Here is an 18389-nt window from a genome sequence, read left to right as displayed (position 1 = left end):
TGCTTCGGGCGGTGTTTGTTACCGCATCTCCTGCGCCGGAGTGACGCCAAGAATACCCAAGCCCGCTGAAATCACAACAGAAACAGCCCGGGCCAGTGCGATTTTTGACTGGCTTGTGGCAACATCGCCATCCTGGATGAAGCGCAATTGGGTTTCGTCATTGCCCTTGTTCCACAACGCGTGGAATTCCCCTGCAAGCTCATAGAGATAGAAGGCAACCCGGTGCGGCTCGTTGGTTCGCGCAGCAATTTCAACCAGACGTGGCCATTCGGCCAGCTTCTTGGCTACGGTCAGTTCCGAGGCATGATCGTTCTTGCTCAGATCCGCCCCGACAAGGGTTGCATCATCGGCGGCAATCCCAGCCTCAGCCGCGCGGCGCAGCACGCTCATTACGCGGGCATGGGCGTATTGCACGTAGAACACGGGGTTCTCGCGGCTCTGTTCCAGCACCTTGTCGAAGTCGAAATCCAGCGGCGCGTCGTTCTTACGGGTCAGCATGACAAAACGGGTCACGTCGGGACCAACCTGATCGACCACATCGCGCAGGGTGACAAAGTTCCCTGCCCGTTTGGACATCTTGAACGGTTCGCCATTCTTCCACAGCTTCACCAGCTGGGTCAGCTTGATATCCAGCGGCACCTTGCCATCGGACAGCGCCGACACTGCCGCCTTCATCCGTTTGACATATCCGCCATGGTCCGCACCAAACACGTCGATCAGCGCGTCAAATCCACGGGTCACCTTGTCATAGTGATAGGCGATATCCGGGGCGAAATAGGTCCAGCTGCCGTCGGACTTCTTGACCGGGCGGTCGACGTCATCACCGTGCTCGGTCGACTTGAACAGTGTCTGCTCGCGCGGCTCCCAATCCTCGGGCTTCTTGCCCTTCGGCGGCTCCAGAACGCCCTCGTAGATCAGGCCCTTCTTGGTCAGTGACTCCAGCGCCGCCTCGATCCGGCCCGTGCCATAGAGCGATTTCTCCGAGAAGAACACATCCATCTCGACGCCCAGGGCCTTCAGGTCGGCGCGGATCAGATCCATCATCGCGTCGGTCGAGAACTCACGCAGATCGTCCAGCCATTCGCTTTCCGGCTGGTCGATCAGGCTGTCGCCGTATTTCTCTTTCAGCGCCTCACCGATCGGGATCAGGTAGTCGCCGGGATAGAGCCCCTCGGCAATCTCGGGGCTCAGGCCATTGGCCTCGCGATACCGTTCGTAGGCCGAGCGCGCCAGCACATCGACCTGCGCACCGCCATCGTTGATGTAATACTCGCGCGTCACGTCATGGCCTGAATACGCCAGAAGGCTTGCCAGAGCGTCGCCGAATACAGCGCCCCGTGTATGACCCACATGCAGCGGACCGGTCGGGTTGGCCGAGACATATTCCACGTTGACCTTTTGCCCGTGCCCCATGGTCGAGCGACCATAGTCGGTGCCCTTCTGCAGCACCGCCGCCAGAACGCCCTGCCAAACCGACGGGGCAAGCCGCAGGTTCAAGAAGCCCGGCCCGGCAACCTCGGCGCTGGTGATCCGGTCATCCGCTGCCAGCTTCCCGGCCAGCACGTCGGCAATGTCACGCGGCTTCATCTTGGCCGGTTTTGCCAGCACCATCGCCGCATTGGTCGCCATGTCGCCATGTGCGGCGTCGCGCGGCGGTTCGACCGCCACATTGTCAAAGCTCAGCCCTTCGGGCAGCGCGCCTTCGGACTGCATCTGTGCCAGCGCGTCCAGCACAAGGCCGCGGATCTCGGAAAACAGGTTCATTTCGGATGTCCTTTTGCTTGCCCGGCGGTTTATCACGCAAAGCAGCAAGGTCAATGCAAGCGATCAGTTTCCGCTTGGATTAACCGTAAACGGGGCTAAGGTCACAGGAAATGCGAACCCGGAGACCGTTTCATGCGCCTAGCCCTGCCCCTTGCCATCGCCCTGACCGCATCGTCGCCCGTCTGGGCCGAAATGCCTGCGCCGCAAGGTCACGTTCTGTTGACGCTGGGCGGCGCAGTCACCGAAGCCAACCTGCCAGCCCGGGGTGAGAATGACGGCGGCCTTCTGGGCTATCTCGAAGTTCAGCACGACGGCGCCGCCGGGTTCGACGCCGCCATGCTGGATGGTCTGGAACAGGTCGAAATCAAGGTTACCTACGGACCCGAAGGCAACCAGCGAGAGATCGCATTTTCTGGCCCCCTTCTATCAGATGTGATGACGATGGCAGGTGCTGCGGGTAAAACCGCAAAGCCAATGGCGCTTGACGGCTATCAATCGGAAATACTGTGGGAAAGCGTCACCGCGCATCAGCCCATTGTTGCGACCCACGCAGACGGGTCTCCGATGGGGATCGGCGGCTATGGCCCCACCATGATCGTTTTTCCTCCAACAGACGATGCAGAATTGGCGCAAAAGCAATCTGGCCAGCAGGTGTGGGCGTTGGCCTATATCGGGGTTGAGTAATTACCGGCCCGTCAGCCTTTTGTAATCTTGCAGGGCGAAGCGGTCCGTCATTCCGGCGATATAGTCCGACACAATCCGAGCCAGCGCGATCTCGTCTTGCGACGCCTCTATATCTTCGTGCCAGCGCGCAGGCATCTGCTTGGGATCATTGAGGTATATCGGAAACAGCTCTTGCACGACCGTGCTGACTTCGGCGCGCACCTCCATCACACTAGGGGCGCGGTACATCCGCGTGAACAGAAACGCGCGAATTTCCTTGAGCTGCGCCCACAGGCCGTTTGAGAACTGAACCACCGGATAACCCAGGTGCCGGATATCTTCGACCGCCTGTGCCCCTGACTCAGCGATCAGTCCGCGCGAGGTGTCGATCACATCTGACACCATGACGCCAAACACCCGCCGTAGCGCCTCATGCCTGCGGCGATAGGGATCAAGACCGGGATATTTTCGGTCCACCTCTGCATAGCAGTCGCCCACGATCGGCAATTGCTGGATTTCATCATCCGTGAACAGGTTGGCCCTCAGGCCGTCCAACAGATCGTGGTTGTTGTAGGCAATGTCGTCTGACAGTGCGGCCACCTGCGCCTCGGCACTGGCATGCGTGTGCAGTTCAAGATCGAAGCCTTCATTGCACTCGGCCAAAGCCCAGGGCAATTCCCCAGTCACGGGCCCGTTATGCTTGGCTATGCCCTCAAGACATTCCCAAGTCAGGTTGCAGCCATCGAACTCTGCATAGTGACGCTCAAGTTTGGTTACGATCCGAATGGCCTGCGCGTTGTGGTCGAACCCGCCATAGGGCTCCATCAACGCATGCAAAGCGTCTTCCCCGGTATGACCGAAAGGCGTGTGCCCGAGGTCATGGGCCAGCGCGACCGCTTCGGTCAGCTCTGGGTTCAGGCCCAAAGCCCCGGCAATCGTGCGCGCCACCTGTGCGACTTCGATGGAATGGGTCAAACGGGTGCGATAGCTGTCACCCTCATGCTCGACAAACACTTGCGTCTTGTGTTTGAGCCGCCGAAACGCACTGGCGTGAATGATCCGGTCCCGGTCACGTTGAAAGCATGACCGGAAACTGCTTTCCTCCTCAGGTACAAGCCGCCCCCTTGCGCGGCCTGGGTCCGAGGCAAAACCTGCTCTGTCCAAAGGTCATGTCCTTGTCGCCTGTCCTTGCACTTTCTATATTGTAAGGCGTAAAGGAAATAAACCTTTGGAGACTGGCATGAATCTGCCCCCCACAGTCACAGAACGCGCCTTTGAACGTCTCGCCGAGATCGGCGCGGCGGATCAGGGTCAGGCCCTGCGCGTCGCAGTGGAAGGCGGCGGATGTTCCGGATTTCAATACGAAATCGCGCTGGATGAACCCAAAGAGGACGACCTTGTGCTGGAAGGCAAAGGCCAAAAGGTGATTGTCGACTCGATTTCCTTGCCGTTTCTGGAAAACGCGGTGATCGATTTCACGCAGGAACTGATCGGCGCAAGGTTTGTGATCGAAAACCCGAACGCTACTTCTTCCTGCGGTTGCGGTACTTCATTTTCAATGTGACCTTGCCCTGCCCGCGCGGTTGAGGGATAGATCAACCGGCAGCCAGCCGGAGGATCGCGCATGAAAATCGCCACGTTCAACATCAACGGCATCAAAGCGCGGGCCGAGGCCCTGCCCCGGTGGCTGGATGAGGCGCAGCCTGATGTCGTTTTGCTGCAAGAGATCAAGTCGATCGACGAGAACTTCCCGCGCGAGATATTTGAAGAGCGGGGTTACAACGTCGAAACGCACGGACAGAAAAGCTTCAACGGCGTGGCGATCCTGTCAAAGCTACCGCTTGAAGACGTATCTCGCGGCCTGCCCGGCGACGACGAGGACGAACAGGCGCGCTGGATCGAGGCGACGGTGATTGGCAAACAGGCGCTGCGTATCTGCGGGCTGTATCTGCCCAACGGCAACCCGGCCCCAGGTCCGAAATACGATTACAAACTGGCGTGGATGGAGCGGCTGTTTCACCGCGCGCGCGATCTGATGGCCAGCGAAGATCCGGCACTGATGGCGGGTGACTACAACATCATCCCGCAGGCCGAAGACGCAGCCCGTCCGGATGCCTGGCGCGAGGACGCCCTGTTCCGCCCCGAAAGCCGCGCCGCGTTTCGCAAAGTGCTGAACCTCGGGTTCACCGAGGCTTTTCGAGCGCGCATTCAGGGGCCGGGGCATTATTCCTTTTGGGACTATCAGGCCGGGGCATGGAACAAGAATGACGGCATTCGAATCGACCATTTCCTGCTGACACCGCAGGCTGCCGATCTGATGCGCGACTGTCAGATTGATTCAGCGGTGCGCGGGCACGAAAAGCCCTCGGATCACGTGCCGGTCTGGGTTGACCTCGACCTGTAACTGTTCACGCCGTTGCGTCGAAGCTGTAGATCCACTCGTATTTCTTCGCCAATTGAGCCCCAACGGCCATCAGAGCCATCTGCGCCGCCAATCGCATTGGTCCGCGCAAGTGGAAGTTGCGCGCATTTGCTCCGGCGGCGGCAACAACTTGCCTTGCCCTGGGGCGGCGCTGCGTTTCGTAGGCGGTAAGGGCTTGTTTCACACCCGATTGGTCTTTGAAAGCACGGGCCAAAATCCACGCATCCTCCAACGCCAGACATGCGCCCTGCGCCATGAAGGGCAGCGTGGGATGGGCCGAGTCGCCCAGCAGCGCTAGACGCCCGTTTTGCCAGCTTTGCGCGACGGGGCGCAGGAACAGGGCCCACAGGTGGGTTTCGGTCACCTCGGCCAGAACATCGTGCACCGGACCGCCGAAATCTGCAAAGCGCGCGCGCAGATCATTGGTGTCGCCTTGCAGACGCCAGCCTTCCTCTCGCCAATCCGAACGTTCTTCAATCGCCACCACATTCATCAGACGCTGATCGCGCAGCGGATAGGTGACCACATGGCGGCCGGGACCCATAGTCAGAGATGCACGCGGCATCTCTTCGCGTTGCGACCAGGGGATCGTTGCCCGCCAAGCGACCTGATGGGTGAACTGAGGCGCCTCGGTGCCGTTCAGGTTCGGTCGGATCGTGCTGCGCCCGCCATCTGCGGCAATGACACATTCCGACCGCAGCCGCTCGCCGCCCTCCAGTACGACATCGGCCTCGCTTGGATGTTTGACAACCTGTGTCACGCGCGCGCTCAACCGGATATCAACCCCCGCCTCCCGCGCCGCCCGGTGCAACAGGTTCAACAGATCGGCACGGTGATAATAGTAGGTCGGACCAGCCGCAGGCACAGGAACCCGGCTGATCACGCGGCCCTTACGGTAATCGCGCAGCGTCGTTCCGTAGGACAGCTGCCCGCCCTCGGGTACGCTTCCCAGCACGCCAAGCGCCCGTAAAACCGCGATACCGTTGGCACTGATCTGCAATCCTGCGCCGACCTCGGTCAGGGCCGGAGCCTGTTCCAGAACCGTCACCTGCGCCCCGCGGTGCCGCAGCGCCAGAGCAGCCGCCAGCCCGCCGATGCCGCCGCCGATGACACTGAATTTCAGACCGTCGATATTCATGGCACCCCCTTAACGCAAAAACGCCGAGGCCACAGGCCCCGGCGCTGGTGTTTTCCCGAGTTTTTCAGCGATCAATCGTCGCGGTGGACCTTCTCGCGGCGCTCGTGGCGTTCCTGAGCCTCAAGCGTCATGGTCGCGATCGGACGCGCATCCAACCGTTTCAGCGAGATCGGATCGCCCGTCATCTCGCAATAGCCATACTCACCCTCGTCGATGCGGCGCAGGGCCGAGTCGATCTTGGCCACCAGCTTGCGCTGACGATCCCGAGTGCGCAGCTCCAGCGCGCGGTCGGTTTCCTCGCTCGCGCGGTCGGCAACGTCCGGAATGTTACGGGTGTTGTCCTGCAGCCCTTCGATCGTGTCGCGGCTGCCTGCCAATAGTTCGTTCTTCCAATCCATCAGCTTGCGACGGAAATACTCAAGCTGACGGTCATTCATGAAAGGCTCATCTTCGGCCGGACGGTAATCCTCCGGCAGAAAAACTTCCTGCTTCATCTTTGCTCCCTCGGTATGGCCAGAAACGTCGGCAGCAATTGTTTCACCTGACATTTGGCTCTCCCTTCTGCGGAGCGTTTATCTGACGCACGTGCGAATGTCACTACACAAACGTCGTCTTGATACGTCACGTTTCTGACTTGTCTAAATATGATACATGTAACAACAAAAGCTTGTTTTTCTGCGGAATTCATTGGGCATTTTTGCGGCAAATCACAACCAAAGGGGCAGTCGACTTCAGTCGAATCACGCCAAAAGGACTGAAGGCGCAGTGAATTTCATGGTGCTGGACGCCGCGGCCCCGCTTGTCAAAATCATCGCCTCTCTATAACCCGAACGGCACAGATTGCGCGAAACCACACGAGGGGCCCATGACCGCACGTTTCCAAGGCACCGCAGAGTATGTTGCCACCGACGACCTGAACATTGCGGTAAACGCTGCCGTGACGTTGGAACGTCCGCTGCTGGTCAAGGGTGAGCCCGGCACCGGCAAGACCGAGCTGGCGAAGCAGGTAGCCGATGCGCTGGGGCTTAAGATGATCGAGTGGAATGTAAAATCCACCACCCGCGCGCAGCAGGGCCTGTATGAATATGATGCGGTCAGTCGCCTGCGCGACAGCCAGTTGGGCGATGAGCGCGTGCATGACGTTTCGAACTATATCCGCAAAGGCAAACTGTGGCAGGCGTTCGAGGCCGGCGAAAAGGTTGTTCTGCTGATCGATGAGATCGACAAGGCCGATATCGAGTTCCCCAACGACCTCCTGCAGGAACTCGATAAAATGGAGTTCCACGTCTATGAGACCGGTGAGACCATCCGGGCCAGGCATCGTCCCATCGTCATCGTCACCTCGAACAACGAGAAGGAACTGCCGGACGCCTTCCTGCGCCGCTGCTTCTTCCACTATATCCGCTTTCCGGACGAGGTGACCATGCGCCGGATCGTCGAGGTGCACCACCCCGGCATCAAAGATGCACTGCTGACCACCGCGTTGACCCAGTTCTATGAAATCCGCGAGACGCAGGGCCTTAAGAAAAAACCCTCGACATCCGAAGTTCTGGACTGGCTGAAGCTGCTGTTGGCCGAAGACCTCACATCCGAGGACTTAAAACGCGATGGCGCCAACGCCCTGCCCAAGCTACACGGTGCATTGTTGAAGAATGAACAAGACGTGCATCTATTCGAGCGTCTCGCGTTCATGGCGCGTGCCAAACGCTGAGCCCAGTGAACAACCGGTGATCGCCGCTTGCTTTGAGCTGGCCTGCCTGTCAGCATTGCAGATGGCGGTCCGGTGTGTCCGGGCTATGTATGACCGGACAAGACGGGACATTCTGAATGGCTGACACTCTGACCACCCGCGCGCTGCAACCCGAAGACCGCGCAGACTGGTCCGACATGTGGCGCGACTATCTGGCATTCTATGAAACATCTGTGCCGGATGAAGTCTTTGACACCACCTTTGCACGCCTGTTGGGCGACGATCCGCATGAGTTTTCGTGCTTTGTCGGCGAAACAAATGGGCGACTGGTTGGTCTGACCCATTACCTGTTTCATCGCCACGCTTGGAAGGTTGAATCCGTCTGTTACTTGCAGGACCTTTACGCCCGGCCCGAGGCACGCGGCACCGGCGTCGGTCGCGCCCTAATCCAAGCTGTGTATGATGAGGCCGATCGTCAAGGAGCCCCGTCTGTCTACTGGCTGACGCAAGATTTCAACCACACCGCCCGCAAGCTATATGACCGCATCGGCAAGCAGACGCCATTCATCCGGTACCAGCGTCCATGATGCGTTGGACCGCGATCATTGCCGCTTTGACGCTGGTGGGCTGCGCGACTGTTGAGACAAACGAAGTCCCGACCCGCGTTCAGGTCATCGAGGAAAAACTGCCACCAGCCAAAACGTTTACCCGTTCGACCCCCACGCCTGCGGGCAGGTCGAACGCAAATATCGCGGCTGATTTCGTATCCTTGCATTTTGCGCTGGAAGGGGGCGCTCAATTACCGGTGTTCACTCGGTTCGAAACCCCGATCACCGTCCGCCTGACCGGCGCTCCTACCCCGTCGATGCAGCGCGACCTGACCCGCTTGCTGAACCGCTTGCGCCGTGAAGCCGGAATCGACATCAGTCAAATCTCGGACGGTACGGCCAACATCACCATCGAGGCCGTCAGCCAGGACGAAATCCATGCCATCCTGCCGCAGGCGGCCTGTTTCGTGGTGCCCAACTCTTCAAGTTTCGAGGAATACCGACGCGACCGACGCAAACAGAAAAGCAGCTGGTCCCGCCTGCGCAGCCGAGAGCGTCTGGGGATTTTTATCCCCTACGATGTCAGCCCACAGGAAAAGCGCGACTGTCTGCATGAAGAGGTCGCGCAGGCGCTGGGGCCGTTAAACGACCTGTACCACCTGCCGGATTCGGTGTTCAACGATGACAACATCCACACCGTCCTGACGGGTTTCGACATGCTGATCCTGCGCACGGCCTATGCGCCCGAACTGCGCAGCGGCATGACCCGCGAACAGGTCGAAGCCGCCCTGCCCGGCGTTCTCAGCCGCCTGAACCCGCGCGGTGATGCTCTGCCTGCGCAACCGGTTTCAGAAACACCGCGAGAGTGGATCAACGCGATTCAGAAATCTCTGCGACCGACACGCAGGGCAAAAAGGCGTCTGAGAGACGCCCAAATGGCCACCCGGATCGGGCAGGAACAAGGCTGGACCGACCACCGCCGCGCCTACCCCTATTATGTGATGGGCCGTATGGAGCAGTTCGATAACCCACAGGAGGCACTGCGCAACTATCAGATTGCCCTGCAATTCCTGCGCGCCACTCCCGGCACCGAGGTTCATCAGGCCTATATCACCACCCAGACCGCCGCTTATGCGCTGGCGCAGGGCAAAGGCCCCGAAGCTCTGCCTGAACTGGATAAGGCCATCGACGTGATGACACGCGCCGAAAACGCATCGCAACTGGCCACGCTGCTGCTGCTGAAATCCGAAGCGCTCAATCAGGCAGGCCGGACCGCTCAGGCACGTTCCGTCAGGCTGGACAGTCTGGGATGGGCACGCTACGGCTTCGGCTCGGAAACGGTGGTCCGGTCGCTGATGCAGGACGTTGCCGAAGGACCTCGCAATAACAGGGGCGGATAACGCATGGTCGTGGTTTTGGGAATGGCGATACTGGGGGCAATCCTTGGGGCGCTGACGGCACGCAAACGCAATGGTAACGGTGCCGACATGGCCCAATACGCTGTCGGCTATGGCATTGCCTTTGCGCTTACCGGGCTGGTGCTGTCGCTGATCCTTGTAAGGATTGTGGGTTAAGCGATGTTTCTGCCCTTTTTCGAAAACCTCCGCAAAGCTGGCATTCCCGTTTCTTTACGCGAATACCTGACGTTTCTGGAGGGTATGAAAAAGGGTCTGGCCACCTACGATGTCGAGGCATTTTATTATCTCGCCCGCGTCTCGATGGTGAAGGATGAACGTAACATCGACAAGTTCGACCGCGCCTTTGCCGCCAGTTTCGAAGGGCTGAATGAGATCAGCTTTGATCAGGTGCTCGAGGCGGTCGATATTCCGGCCGACTGGCTGGCCAAGATGGCCGAAAAACACCTGTCTGACGAAGAAAAGGCAGAGATCGAGGCTTTGGGCGGCTTTGACAAGCTGATGGAATCGCTGCGCGAGCGTTTGGCCGAACAGCAAGGCCGCCATCAGGGCGGCAACAAATGGATCGGCACTGCCGGGACGTCTCCGTTCGGGGCTTATGGCTACAACCCCGAAGGCGTCCGTATCGGGCAGAAGGAAAGCCGACATCAGCGCGCGGTCAAGGTCTGGGACAAGCGCGAATTCAAGAATTTAGACGACACGGTTGAATTGGGCACTCGAAACATCAAGGTCGCTCTGAAACGCCTGCGCCGCTGGGCGCGCGAGGGTGCTGCCGAGGAACTGGATCTGGACGGCACCATCCGCGCCACGGCCGAGCACGGCTATCTGGACGTCAAAACCCGCCCCGAGCGTCACAACGCGGTCAAGGTGCTGCTGTTTCTGGACGTGGGCGGTTCGATGGATCCGCATATCAAGGTGGTTGAAGAGCTGTTTTCAGCGGCCCGGACCGAGTTCAAGCATCTGGAGTATTACTACTTCCACAACTGCCTGTATGAAGGTGTCTGGCGCGACAATCGCCGTCGCTGGGATCAGCAGACCCCAACGCATGAGGTGCTGCGGACCTACGGTTCAGATTACAAATGCATCTTTGTCGGCGACGCCTCGATGAGCCCCTACGAGATCGCCTATCCCGGCGGCGCCAATGAACACTGGAACAAGGAGGCAGGTCAGGTTTGGCTGCAACGCGCACGCGAACAGTGGCCGTCAAACCTGTGGATCAACCCGGTGCCCGAGAAATACTGGGAATACACCCACTCGATCGGCATGATCCAGGAAATTTTTGAGGATCGCATGGTGCCGATGACCCTGGCCGGACTGGAACAGGGAATGAAGGAATTGACGCGGTAAATAGGGTTAGGCGGATGGCAGCTCTGAGCCCATAGTGACAGATGTGATTTTGGTTTCTTCGCATTGCCGAAACGTTTTACGATAGCAATAGTTGAACGAATAGAAGGCAGATCAGTTGAGCCAACTTCCCGCTCCATTCCGACTTGCGGTGCCGGATGACATTGAAGGGGTATTACCTCTAGCAATCTCAACGGTTCCCGGATTTGTAGAAACTCTGTGGTCGAGATTGGCTCTCGAAAATGAGGCTGCCGATGCGTTTGGCCGACGCGTTCAAAATACCTTCATTGATGAAAAGAACACAATCGTCGCAGACATAGACGAGCAAATCGCGGCAATGCTTGTTAGCTTCAAGATTGCTGATAAACCGAACCCGTTTGTTCGGGAAATCGACGAGATGCTCGTTCCCGTGACGAAACTCTACTCGAAAGCACAAGGTGCTTGGTACGTCCATGGGATTGCCACCGCGGCTGAGTTCCAAGGGCGTGGGCTATCATCGAAACTGATGGTGCTTGCGGAAGAGCGCGCAATCACAGCCGGCGCTTTTGAAATTTGCCTCCTAGTCGTCGACACAAATCAGAACGCCATCAGGTTCTATGAAAAGCGGGGCTACGCAGTGACCGCGTCTGAACCTTTTGTCGGATGCGGCGCAGACACTGAAGCCACGCAATGGCTGCTTATGAACAAAGCGCTTATGCGAATTTCACACTAAGGCAGGCAACGACCGCTCCGTCCGCAAAGCGGACAAATTGCCCAACCCGATATTGCCTCACAACCAGCGTTCGCCCATATCTATCCTATGCTACGCTTCACCCCTATCCTGCTGGCCATTGCCTATGCCATCGTGATGTACCGGATTTCCGTCTGGCGAACGCACCGAGAGCTGGATGCGAAATCGACCGAACTGGCCGATCCGGTGCTGAAACGCATGACTGACAGGCTGGCCGCCGCGCTCGAGATCGACCGGGTCCCGGTTTACATCTACGAGATCGACCCGGTGAACGGTCTGGCGGCTGCTGACGGGCGGATATTCATTACGCGCGGCTTTTATCGCAAGTTCCGTAACGGAGAGGTTTCGGCCGAGGAAATGGCCAGCGTTATAGCACATGAGCTGGGGCATGTTGCGCTGGGGCATGCGCGGCGGCGGATGATCGATTTTTCCGGCCAAAACGCATTGCGGGCAGCGTTGATGATGCTGTTGAACCGGTTCATTCCCTTCATCGGCGCGTGGATTGCCAATATGCTGACACATCTGCTGGCCTCGCGCCTTTCGCGCGGGGATGAATATGAGGCCGATGAATATGCCGCTGCTTTGCTGACCAAGGCCGGTATTGGGATCGGGCCGCAGAAATCCTTGTTCCACAAGCTGGAAGACCTGACCCAGCAGCGCGCCGGAGTGGTTCCCGCATGGTTGATGAGCCATCCGAACACCGATGAACGGATTGCGGCGCTGGAAGCGCTTGAGCAGCGGTGGGGCGTGGGCAGATAGCTTCAGATGCGAGGGGTCGGCCCGCCGTCATTGGCGCTTCCAGTTGCGGCTCCCCGGGATTTTTACAGCCAGATGAAAACGGATCCGGGTTTAAGTGGTGAGCGCTTTTCCCAGACGCGGCAGACGTGCCTTTTTCATCAGCGCCCGAAGGGTCCATTCGTCTCCGGACAGGCGATTGGCTTCAGCCAGGACGCGGTTGGCTGTGTCGGCCATGCCATCCGGGTCGTTTTGCCAGAAGCTATGTAGCAGGCTGTCGGGGTCGCGACGTTCAAGTCCTTCTTCCGATAGAATATTTCTTGGAAAATCCTTGGCGTTGACGGTGACGATGACATCCGCCGAAGCTGTAATGGCCGTGGCGAGAACGTGAATATCGGCACTGTCGGGAAGCCAGAGGCGCTGTTCAACGCCCGGCTGGGCTCCGCGTTCCGCGTCTGGCCAGTGCGCTTGAGTCAGGGCGATTTCGGCGCGGGCCTGTACCTCGCCCTCCGGGCCAAGTTTGCGGGCGGCACGGGCCCATTCCTCGAGGATGCGAGCCGACCAGATGGGTTGAAAATGACCGCGTTTGGCCGCGCCCAGCAGCATCTCTCGCATCACCGTGGGGTAGATGACACAGGTATCCAGAACAGCTTTCACAGCCGGTAGAACACGGCTTTGAGGTAGCCGCTTTCGGCCAGTTGCGGCAATTGCGGGTGATCAGGTCCGGCAAAGCCTGTGTGGATCAGCTGTGCCTGCCGCCCTGCCCGACCAATACCGCGCGATGAGGCATCGCGGAAACGGCCAAGATCGGCCGCGTGAGAACAAGAACACAGGCCGAGGTAACCGCCAAGCTTAACCAGGGGCGCCGCCAGCCGCGCCACGCGTTCATAGGCCCGAAGCCCCGCATCCAGCGCCTGTTTCGAGGGCGCAAAGGCTGGCGGATCGCAGATGACCACATCGAATTGTGCGCCTTCTTCGCCCAGTTGGGTGAGTACTTCGAAGGCATCACCCTGCCGGGTCTGGAAGCGGTCGGCACAACCCGAGGCATCAGCGCCCTGTGCGGCCAGCTCAAGCGCTGCGGCCGATCCGTCAACGGAATAAGCCTGCGCCGCCCCTCCGGCCAACATCGCCAGACCGAACCCGCCGACGTGGCTGAACACGTCCAACACATGTGCGCCCGGCTGTACCAGCCGCGCGGCGAAAGTATGGTTGGGGCGCTGATCGTAGAACAGGCCGGTTTTCTGACCACCGGTCAGGTCGGCCATATACGTGGCCCCGTTCATTGGCACCGGCAGCGGCGCTTCAGGCGCGGTACCGCGCAGAGTTTGGTTCTCGTCATCCAGCCCCTCAAGCCCACGGGTGCGGCCCGAGGCGTTTTTCAACACCGTCGTCACGCCGGTGACGCGGACCAAAGCATCGGTCAACGTGTCCAGATGCGCCTCGGCCCAGGCAGCGTTGGGTTGTATGACGCAGGCGTCCCCGAACCGGTCGATGATCACGCCGGGAAAGCCGTCCGCTTCGGCGTGGATCAGGCGGTAAAACGGCGCGTCGAACAGGCGCTCGCGCATCTCCAACGCGCGGCGCAAACGGGTTTCAAACCATTCGGCGTTCAGTTCCGCATACAGATTGCGATCCAGAACACGGCACATGATCTTGGACTCGGGGTTCACCGCGACCAATGCGATGGGCGCGCGTTTCTCGTCCTCGAGCACAGCCAAGGCCCCAGCCGGGATTTTTCGTGTCCGACGGTCGGTGACGATGTCATTGGCATAGACCCACGGGAAGCCATGGCGCAAACCGCGCGCGTTGGCTTTGGGTTTCAGGCGGATACGGGGGCGGTCAGTGGCTTGGGTCATGACGCCCTCATAGTAGTGAACGCGTCGGGGGGAAAGCCCTAGCGGGGCCGGGATCGCCAGCCGCCGCGCCGTTTCGGCGCCCGCGCCGATTGCAGCCCTTCGGCCAGTACCTGAGTCATCGGGTGATCCGCCTCTTGCGCGGCGTAGGCGGCGTGCAACTCGGTCAGGGCCTGCTTTTGGTCCCGCTCTTCCGGCAGGCTAAGCGCCCAGTCCAGGAAGATGCTGCGGCATTCGGGCAGCGTGATACCGTCTATGCGATAAGCCTCTCGGATCAGGCCCTTGTGATCATTCGGATCGTCACTGCGCGGCATCTTTCCCCTCCTCGATCACGCTGCCGATGACTCCGGCGGCGGCGGTATAACTTTCCTGCAAGGCGGCCTGAAGCTGTTCGACCTGTTCGTACCCGGTCGCGCGGCACAGGAAGGCTGCACCACCCTCGCCGATATTGTCGGCCTCGATCACCTTGCCCGACAGCAGCCGGGCCGCGCATTGCACTGACCAACATAGTTCGTAGCAATCCTTGAGCGTTTGCGCTTGAGCGACATTCAGCAATCCCGCAGCGACAGCACCGTCCAACCCGGACTGTACGTCACGCTGCGCGACGCCCGACAACAGCGCCCCGGTTTCGGCCATCAGCTCGATATCCATCATCCGGCCCGCACCGTTCTTGGCATCCCATATCCCGGCCGGAGATTTGGCTGCCGCCAGACGAGCGCGCATCTCGGCCACTTCACGCAGGACCTTTCCGCGATCTTCGTGCTTTTTCAGGAATTCAGCGCGGAAGGTCTCGATATCCTGCGCCAGCCCGGCGTTTCCGGCCACCACGCGGGCACGGGTCAGGGCCAGATGCTCCCACACCCAGGCTTCGTTCTGCTGATAGTTGGTAAAGCTGGCCCAACTGGTCGCCACCGGCCCCTGATTACCCGAGGGGCGCAGGCGCATGTCGACCTCGTAAAGCCGCCCCTGAGACATCGGCGCCGACAACGCCGTAATCAGAGCCTGCGTAAAACGGGCGTAATAGGTGCGCGTAGCCAGAGGGCGCGGGCCGTCGGACATGTCCTGATCCTGCGGGTCATAGATTACGATCATATCCAGATCGGATTGAGAATTGATCCGCCCCGCCCCGATCGATCCCATGCCCAGCACAGCCGCCCCACGTCCCGGCGCAGGTCCGTGTTTCTTGGCGAATTGCTCGGTCACACAAGGCAGGATCGCAGCGATCACCGTGCTGGCCAGTTCGGCATATTGCTGCCCGGCATGCGCCCCGTCGATCAACCCGCGCAGATGATGAACCCCGATGCGGAAATGCCATTCCTTGCACCAGCGCCGGGCGTAATCGAGCTGTGTTTCATAGTCCACCTCGTGCTCCAGCGCCTGTGACAGTTCGGCCTGCAACACCGGCTGCCCGGGCCAGTCGGCGAAGAAACTGCCGCCAATCACCGCATCGAACACGGCTGCATTGCGCGACAGATGCTCGGCCAGCGCGTGCGAGGTCCCCACGATATCCACCAGCAGGTCGATCAGTTGCGGGTTGGCTTCGAACAGGGAAAACAGCTGCACCCCGGCGGGCAAGCCTGACAGGAATCCGTCCAACGCCATCAGCGCCTCATCCGGTTTTGCGGTTTTCGACAATCGCGAGAGCAGTTCGGGCTTGAGCCGTTCGAATATCCGTGCGCCCCGCTGTGAGCGCAGCGCCGGATAGGTGGGCCAGCGAGCCAGAACGCTTTGGTCGAACACGGCTTCTTTGGCCGGTGCCGTGGTCGAAGAGCCGGGAGCAAAGAACCCTTCGGTCAGTTCATGAACCTCGGTCAGGCGACGCGTCAATTCGGCGGTCAACCCGGTGCTGCCGATCCCCATCAGACAGGCAACGCGTTCGATCCCGTCCTCCGATTGAGGCACCTTGTGGGTCTGCGAGTCATGAACCATCTGGATGCGATGTTCGACCTCGCGATGGGCGCGGTAGTGGTCGGTCAGCTTGTCGGCAACCTCCTGCGGGATCCAGCCTTTTTCGGCCAGCGCGGTCAGGCCGGGCACCGTGCCCCGCACCCGCAGATCAGGGTCGCGGCCCCCGGCGATCAACTGGCGGGTCTGGGTGAAAAACTCAATCTCACGGATACCGCCCTGCCCCAGCTTCATGTCATGGCCCGGGATCGTCAGCGCTCCGCCGGTGCCCTTGTTTTCACGAATACGCAGGCGCATGTCGTGGGCGTCCTGAATGGCTGCAAAATCCAGATGGCGGCGCCAGACAAAGGGTCGCAGCGTATCCAGAAAGCGTTGTCCTGCCGCCAAATCGCCGGCACAGGCGCGCGCCTTGATATACGCGGCGCGTTCCCATGTGCGGCCGAGGCTTTCATAATACCGCTCGGCGGCCTCGGCCGCCATGCAGACCGGGGTAACTGCCGGATCGGGGCGCAGGCGCAGATCGGTGCGAAACACATAGCCGTCAGCGGTCTTGTCGCTGAGCGTGGCGCAGAAATTCCGCGTCGCCCGCACCATGCCGTGTCGCGCGTCATAAAAGTCATCCGGGTCAAAGCGGGTTTCATCGAACAGCACGATCAGGTCGATATCCGAACTGTAGTTCAGTTCGTGTGCGCCCATCTTACCCATCGCCAGAATGATCATCCCGGCGGCGGTTTCGACATCATCCGGCCCCATACCGGGCAGCTTGCCGCGCCGGATCAACGCCGCGATCTCGGCCTTGGCGGCTACATCCGCAGCCAGCGCGCCGAATTCCGTCAGTGCCGCTGTGACCTTCTCCAACGGCCACGCCCCGGCCAGATCAGCCAGCGCTGTTAACAGGGCCATCTGCCGTTTTGCCTGACGCAATCCCGGCTTTAACTGATCCGGCGGCAGGGTTTTTGCCGCAGCCATGACCCCGGCCAGCGCCTGATCGGGATGCTGAAGGGCCTGCGGCAACCATTCGCGTTCATGCTCGATCAGGCTCTTCAGGTAGGGGCTGGACCCGGCCGCCCCTTCAATCAACTCGCCCTGTTCGGGCGTAACGTCGGATACTGCGTTCAGCGCCTCCTGGCCCAAAGAGGCATCAAAGGCACGCGGAACGCGGTGGATGGTCAGCGGGCCGGTCATTGCACCTCCAACGGGGTATCCTGGCTGAAACTGTTGACCCAGACGTCCAGGCGCCGCTCCCACAGGGATGAGATCAGCATCGCCTCCCACGTGTCTGATCCGGGGCGCTGATAGTCCGCGCGATAGGTCAGCAGCACGATGTCACTGGTCAGAATCCTCAGCTTTGTCTCACTCAGTTCGTAGCGAGCCATGGTCGGTGCATCGGCAAACTGCCCAACATGATCATCCCGATTGGCAAATCCGGTCGGATACACTCCCAGAAAATCCGCACTCAGCAGCGCCCGGTCAGCCGAGGCATTGCCGTCGACTAACGCAGCCCAGACCTGCTTTTCCAAAGAGAGAATTTCGTCCAGCGCCGGAGGTGATGTTTGTTCAGTATTCTGCATGCGCGAAATCTGCGCCCGATCCGGGCGAAGGTCAACCGGAGAAGGTTTCGCCGCACTTAATGTAAATCTTTTTCACATCGACCCCTTGCAACGGGCCGCGCGCTGCCCATCTTAAGAATGTCAAAACGATTAACATCAACCCCGGAGACCACAAATGACTGCACTATCCGACCCCGCCGTCCCTGAAAACCCGGGATGGCTGCACCGTATCGAAGCCTGGCTTGACGACAAAGGCAAGGGCGCCTGGATCGCCGTCATGGTCCTTGGTTTCATCTTCTTCTGGCCAGTCGGCCTCGCCCTTCTGGCCTACCTGATCTGGAGCAAACGCATGTTCAGCAAATCCTGCAGCCGCCGCAAATCCTGGCACAGCCACATGAGCGCGATGAAGCCTTCGGGTAACAGCGCATTTGACGCCTACAAGGCCGACACTCTGGCGCGTCTGGAGCGGGAACAGCAGGACTTCGAGGCTTTCCTGCGCCGTCTGCGCGAAGCCAAAGACAAGGCCGAGTTCGATCAGTTTATGGACGAACGCACCAGCGAAAACCGCGATGAGGCCGAAAACGGCGAGCGCGCCTAATCCAATCTTGCCCTGTCCCGTCTTTCGGGACAGG

20 protein-coding genes are annotated in these 18389 nt (G+C 59.9%); 11 read left to right on the top strand and 9 right to left on the bottom strand.

Features of this window, described 5'->3' with window-relative positions:
• Positions 1 to 18: 18 nt before the first annotated feature.
• Positions 19 to 1764 carry an arginine--tRNA ligase gene (gene argS, locus AC2FEE_RS08270; RefSeq protein WP_496864370.1) on the bottom strand — a complete coding sequence of 582 codons (1746 nt, stop codon included), beginning with the start codon at positions 1762 to 1764 and terminating at the stop codon, positions 19 to 21.
• 132 nt (positions 1765 to 1896) lie between these two features.
• Between argS and AC2FEE_RS08265 the strand changes: the two genes are divergently transcribed.
• Positions 1897 to 2448 carry a putative pterin-binding protein gene (locus AC2FEE_RS08265; protein ID WP_496864369.1) on the top strand — a complete coding sequence of 184 codons (552 nt, stop codon included), beginning with the start codon at positions 1897 to 1899 and terminating at the stop codon, positions 2446 to 2448.
• Here the strand turns inward: AC2FEE_RS08265 and AC2FEE_RS08260 are convergent, their stop codons facing one another.
• Complete coding sequence (locus AC2FEE_RS08260) at positions 2449 to 3591, bottom strand: deoxyguanosinetriphosphate triphosphohydrolase (protein WP_496864368.1); 1143 nt, start codon at positions 3589 to 3591, stop codon at positions 2449 to 2451.
• A 76-nt stretch (positions 3592 to 3667) separates the two neighbouring features.
• On the opposite strand from AC2FEE_RS08260, the gene AC2FEE_RS08255 reads away from it, so the two are divergent.
• Both AC2FEE_RS08255 and xth read left to right on the top strand, forming a co-directional pair.
• Complete coding sequence (locus AC2FEE_RS08255; RefSeq protein WP_170406378.1) at positions 3668 to 3991, top strand: HesB/IscA family protein; 324 nt, start codon at positions 3668 to 3670, stop codon at positions 3989 to 3991.
• Positions 3992 to 4051: 60 nt separating this feature from the next.
• The gene (gene xth / locus AC2FEE_RS08250) at positions 4052 to 4831 is read left to right on the top strand and encodes an exodeoxyribonuclease III (RefSeq protein WP_496864366.1); all 780 of its coding nucleotides are present in this window, start codon (positions 4052 to 4054) and stop codon (positions 4829 to 4831) included.
• A 4-nt stretch (positions 4832 to 4835) separates the two neighbouring features.
• Here the strand turns inward: xth and AC2FEE_RS08245 are convergent, their stop codons facing one another.
• Positions 4836 to 5987, bottom strand: coding sequence for an FAD-dependent monooxygenase (locus AC2FEE_RS08245; RefSeq protein WP_496864364.1), 1152 nt, complete (start codon positions 5985 to 5987; stop codon positions 4836 to 4838).
• 71 nt (positions 5988 to 6058) lie between these two features.
• Positions 6059 to 6481, bottom strand: coding sequence for an RNA polymerase-binding protein DksA (gene dksA, locus AC2FEE_RS08240; protein ID WP_496864400.1), 423 nt, complete (start codon positions 6479 to 6481; stop codon positions 6059 to 6061).
• A gap of 371 nt (positions 6482 to 6852) precedes the next feature.
• Here dksA and AC2FEE_RS08235 point away from each other — a divergent pair, with 371 nt between their 5' ends.
• The 7 genes from AC2FEE_RS08235 (at position 6853) to AC2FEE_RS08205 (ending at position 12473) form a co-directional block, all read left to right on the top strand.
• Positions 6853 to 7698 (top strand): AAA family ATPase, encoded by an 846-nt coding sequence (locus AC2FEE_RS08235; protein ID WP_496864362.1) that lies wholly within the window; start codon positions 6853 to 6855, stop codon positions 7696 to 7698.
• Between the two features lie 116 nt (positions 7699 to 7814).
• Positions 7815 to 8264: a GNAT family N-acetyltransferase gene (locus AC2FEE_RS08230; RefSeq protein WP_496864361.1), complete on the top strand. Its 450-nt coding sequence runs from the start codon at positions 7815 to 7817 to the stop codon at positions 8262 to 8264.
• On the top strand, positions 8261 to 9625 hold the full coding sequence (locus tag AC2FEE_RS08225) for a DUF2927 domain-containing protein (RefSeq protein WP_496864360.1): 1365 nt from the start codon (positions 8261 to 8263) through the stop codon (positions 9623 to 9625). The genes AC2FEE_RS08230 and AC2FEE_RS08225 overlap by 4 nt, the downstream gene beginning before the upstream one ends.
• A 3-nt stretch (positions 9626 to 9628) precedes the next feature.
• Positions 9629 to 9799: a hypothetical protein gene (locus tag AC2FEE_RS08220; protein ID WP_496864359.1), complete on the top strand. Its 171-nt coding sequence runs from the start codon at positions 9629 to 9631 to the stop codon at positions 9797 to 9799.
• A gap of 3 nt (positions 9800 to 9802) precedes the next feature.
• Positions 9803 to 10987, top strand: coding sequence for a vWA domain-containing protein (locus AC2FEE_RS08215; protein WP_496864358.1), 1185 nt, complete (start codon positions 9803 to 9805; stop codon positions 10985 to 10987).
• 115 nt (positions 10988 to 11102) lie between these two features.
• Complete coding sequence (locus AC2FEE_RS08210; RefSeq protein WP_496864356.1) at positions 11103 to 11696, top strand: GNAT family N-acetyltransferase; 594 nt, start codon at positions 11103 to 11105, stop codon at positions 11694 to 11696.
• Positions 11697 to 11783: 87 nt separating this feature from the next.
• The gene (locus AC2FEE_RS08205) at positions 11784 to 12473 is read left to right on the top strand and encodes a M48 family metallopeptidase (protein ID WP_496864354.1); all 690 of its coding nucleotides are present in this window, start codon (positions 11784 to 11786) and stop codon (positions 12471 to 12473) included.
• 90 nt (positions 12474 to 12563) lie between these two features.
• Here AC2FEE_RS08205 and AC2FEE_RS08200 read toward each other — a convergent pair whose 3' ends face one another.
• Genes AC2FEE_RS08200 through AC2FEE_RS08180 form a run of 5 tightly spaced genes read right to left on the bottom strand, consistent with a single transcriptional unit; the run spans position 12564 to position 17778 of the window.
• On the bottom strand, positions 12564 to 13106 hold the full coding sequence (locus AC2FEE_RS08200) for an RSP_2648 family PIN domain-containing protein (RefSeq protein WP_496864352.1): 543 nt from the start codon (positions 13104 to 13106) through the stop codon (positions 12564 to 12566).
• The gene (locus tag AC2FEE_RS08195) at positions 13103 to 14305 is read right to left on the bottom strand and encodes an RSP_2647 family RNA methyltransferase (RefSeq protein WP_496864350.1); all 1203 of its coding nucleotides are present in this window, start codon (positions 14303 to 14305) and stop codon (positions 13103 to 13105) included. The genes AC2FEE_RS08200 and AC2FEE_RS08195 overlap by 4 nt, the downstream gene beginning before the upstream one ends.
• Positions 14306 to 14343: 38 nt before the next feature.
• Positions 14344 to 14616 (bottom strand): hypothetical protein, encoded by a 273-nt coding sequence (locus AC2FEE_RS08190; RefSeq protein ID WP_496864348.1) that lies wholly within the window; start codon positions 14614 to 14616, stop codon positions 14344 to 14346.
• Positions 14603 to 17392 (bottom strand): [protein-PII] uridylyltransferase family protein, encoded by a 2790-nt coding sequence (locus tag AC2FEE_RS08185; RefSeq protein WP_496864346.1) that lies wholly within the window; start codon positions 17390 to 17392, stop codon positions 14603 to 14605. Before AC2FEE_RS08185 ends, AC2FEE_RS08190 begins: the two co-directional genes overlap by 14 nt.
• Positions 17389 to 17778 carry a DUF4440 domain-containing protein gene (locus AC2FEE_RS08180; protein WP_496864343.1) on the bottom strand — a complete coding sequence of 130 codons (390 nt, stop codon included), beginning with the start codon at positions 17776 to 17778 and terminating at the stop codon, positions 17389 to 17391. Before AC2FEE_RS08180 ends, AC2FEE_RS08185 begins: the two co-directional genes overlap by 4 nt.
• Before the next feature lie 154 nt (positions 17779 to 17932).
• Here AC2FEE_RS08180 and AC2FEE_RS08175 point away from each other — a divergent pair, with 154 nt between their 5' ends.
• Positions 17933 to 18355, top strand: coding sequence for a DUF2852 domain-containing protein (locus AC2FEE_RS08175; RefSeq protein WP_496864341.1), 423 nt, complete (start codon positions 17933 to 17935; stop codon positions 18353 to 18355).
• The last annotated feature ends 34 nt before the right edge of the window (positions 18356 to 18389 follow it).

Source organism: Ruegeria sp. YTSC199 (assembly GCF_059609725.1).
Note: the sequence above shows the minus strand (reverse complement) of the source record. Positions and strands in the feature narration are given on the sequence as shown.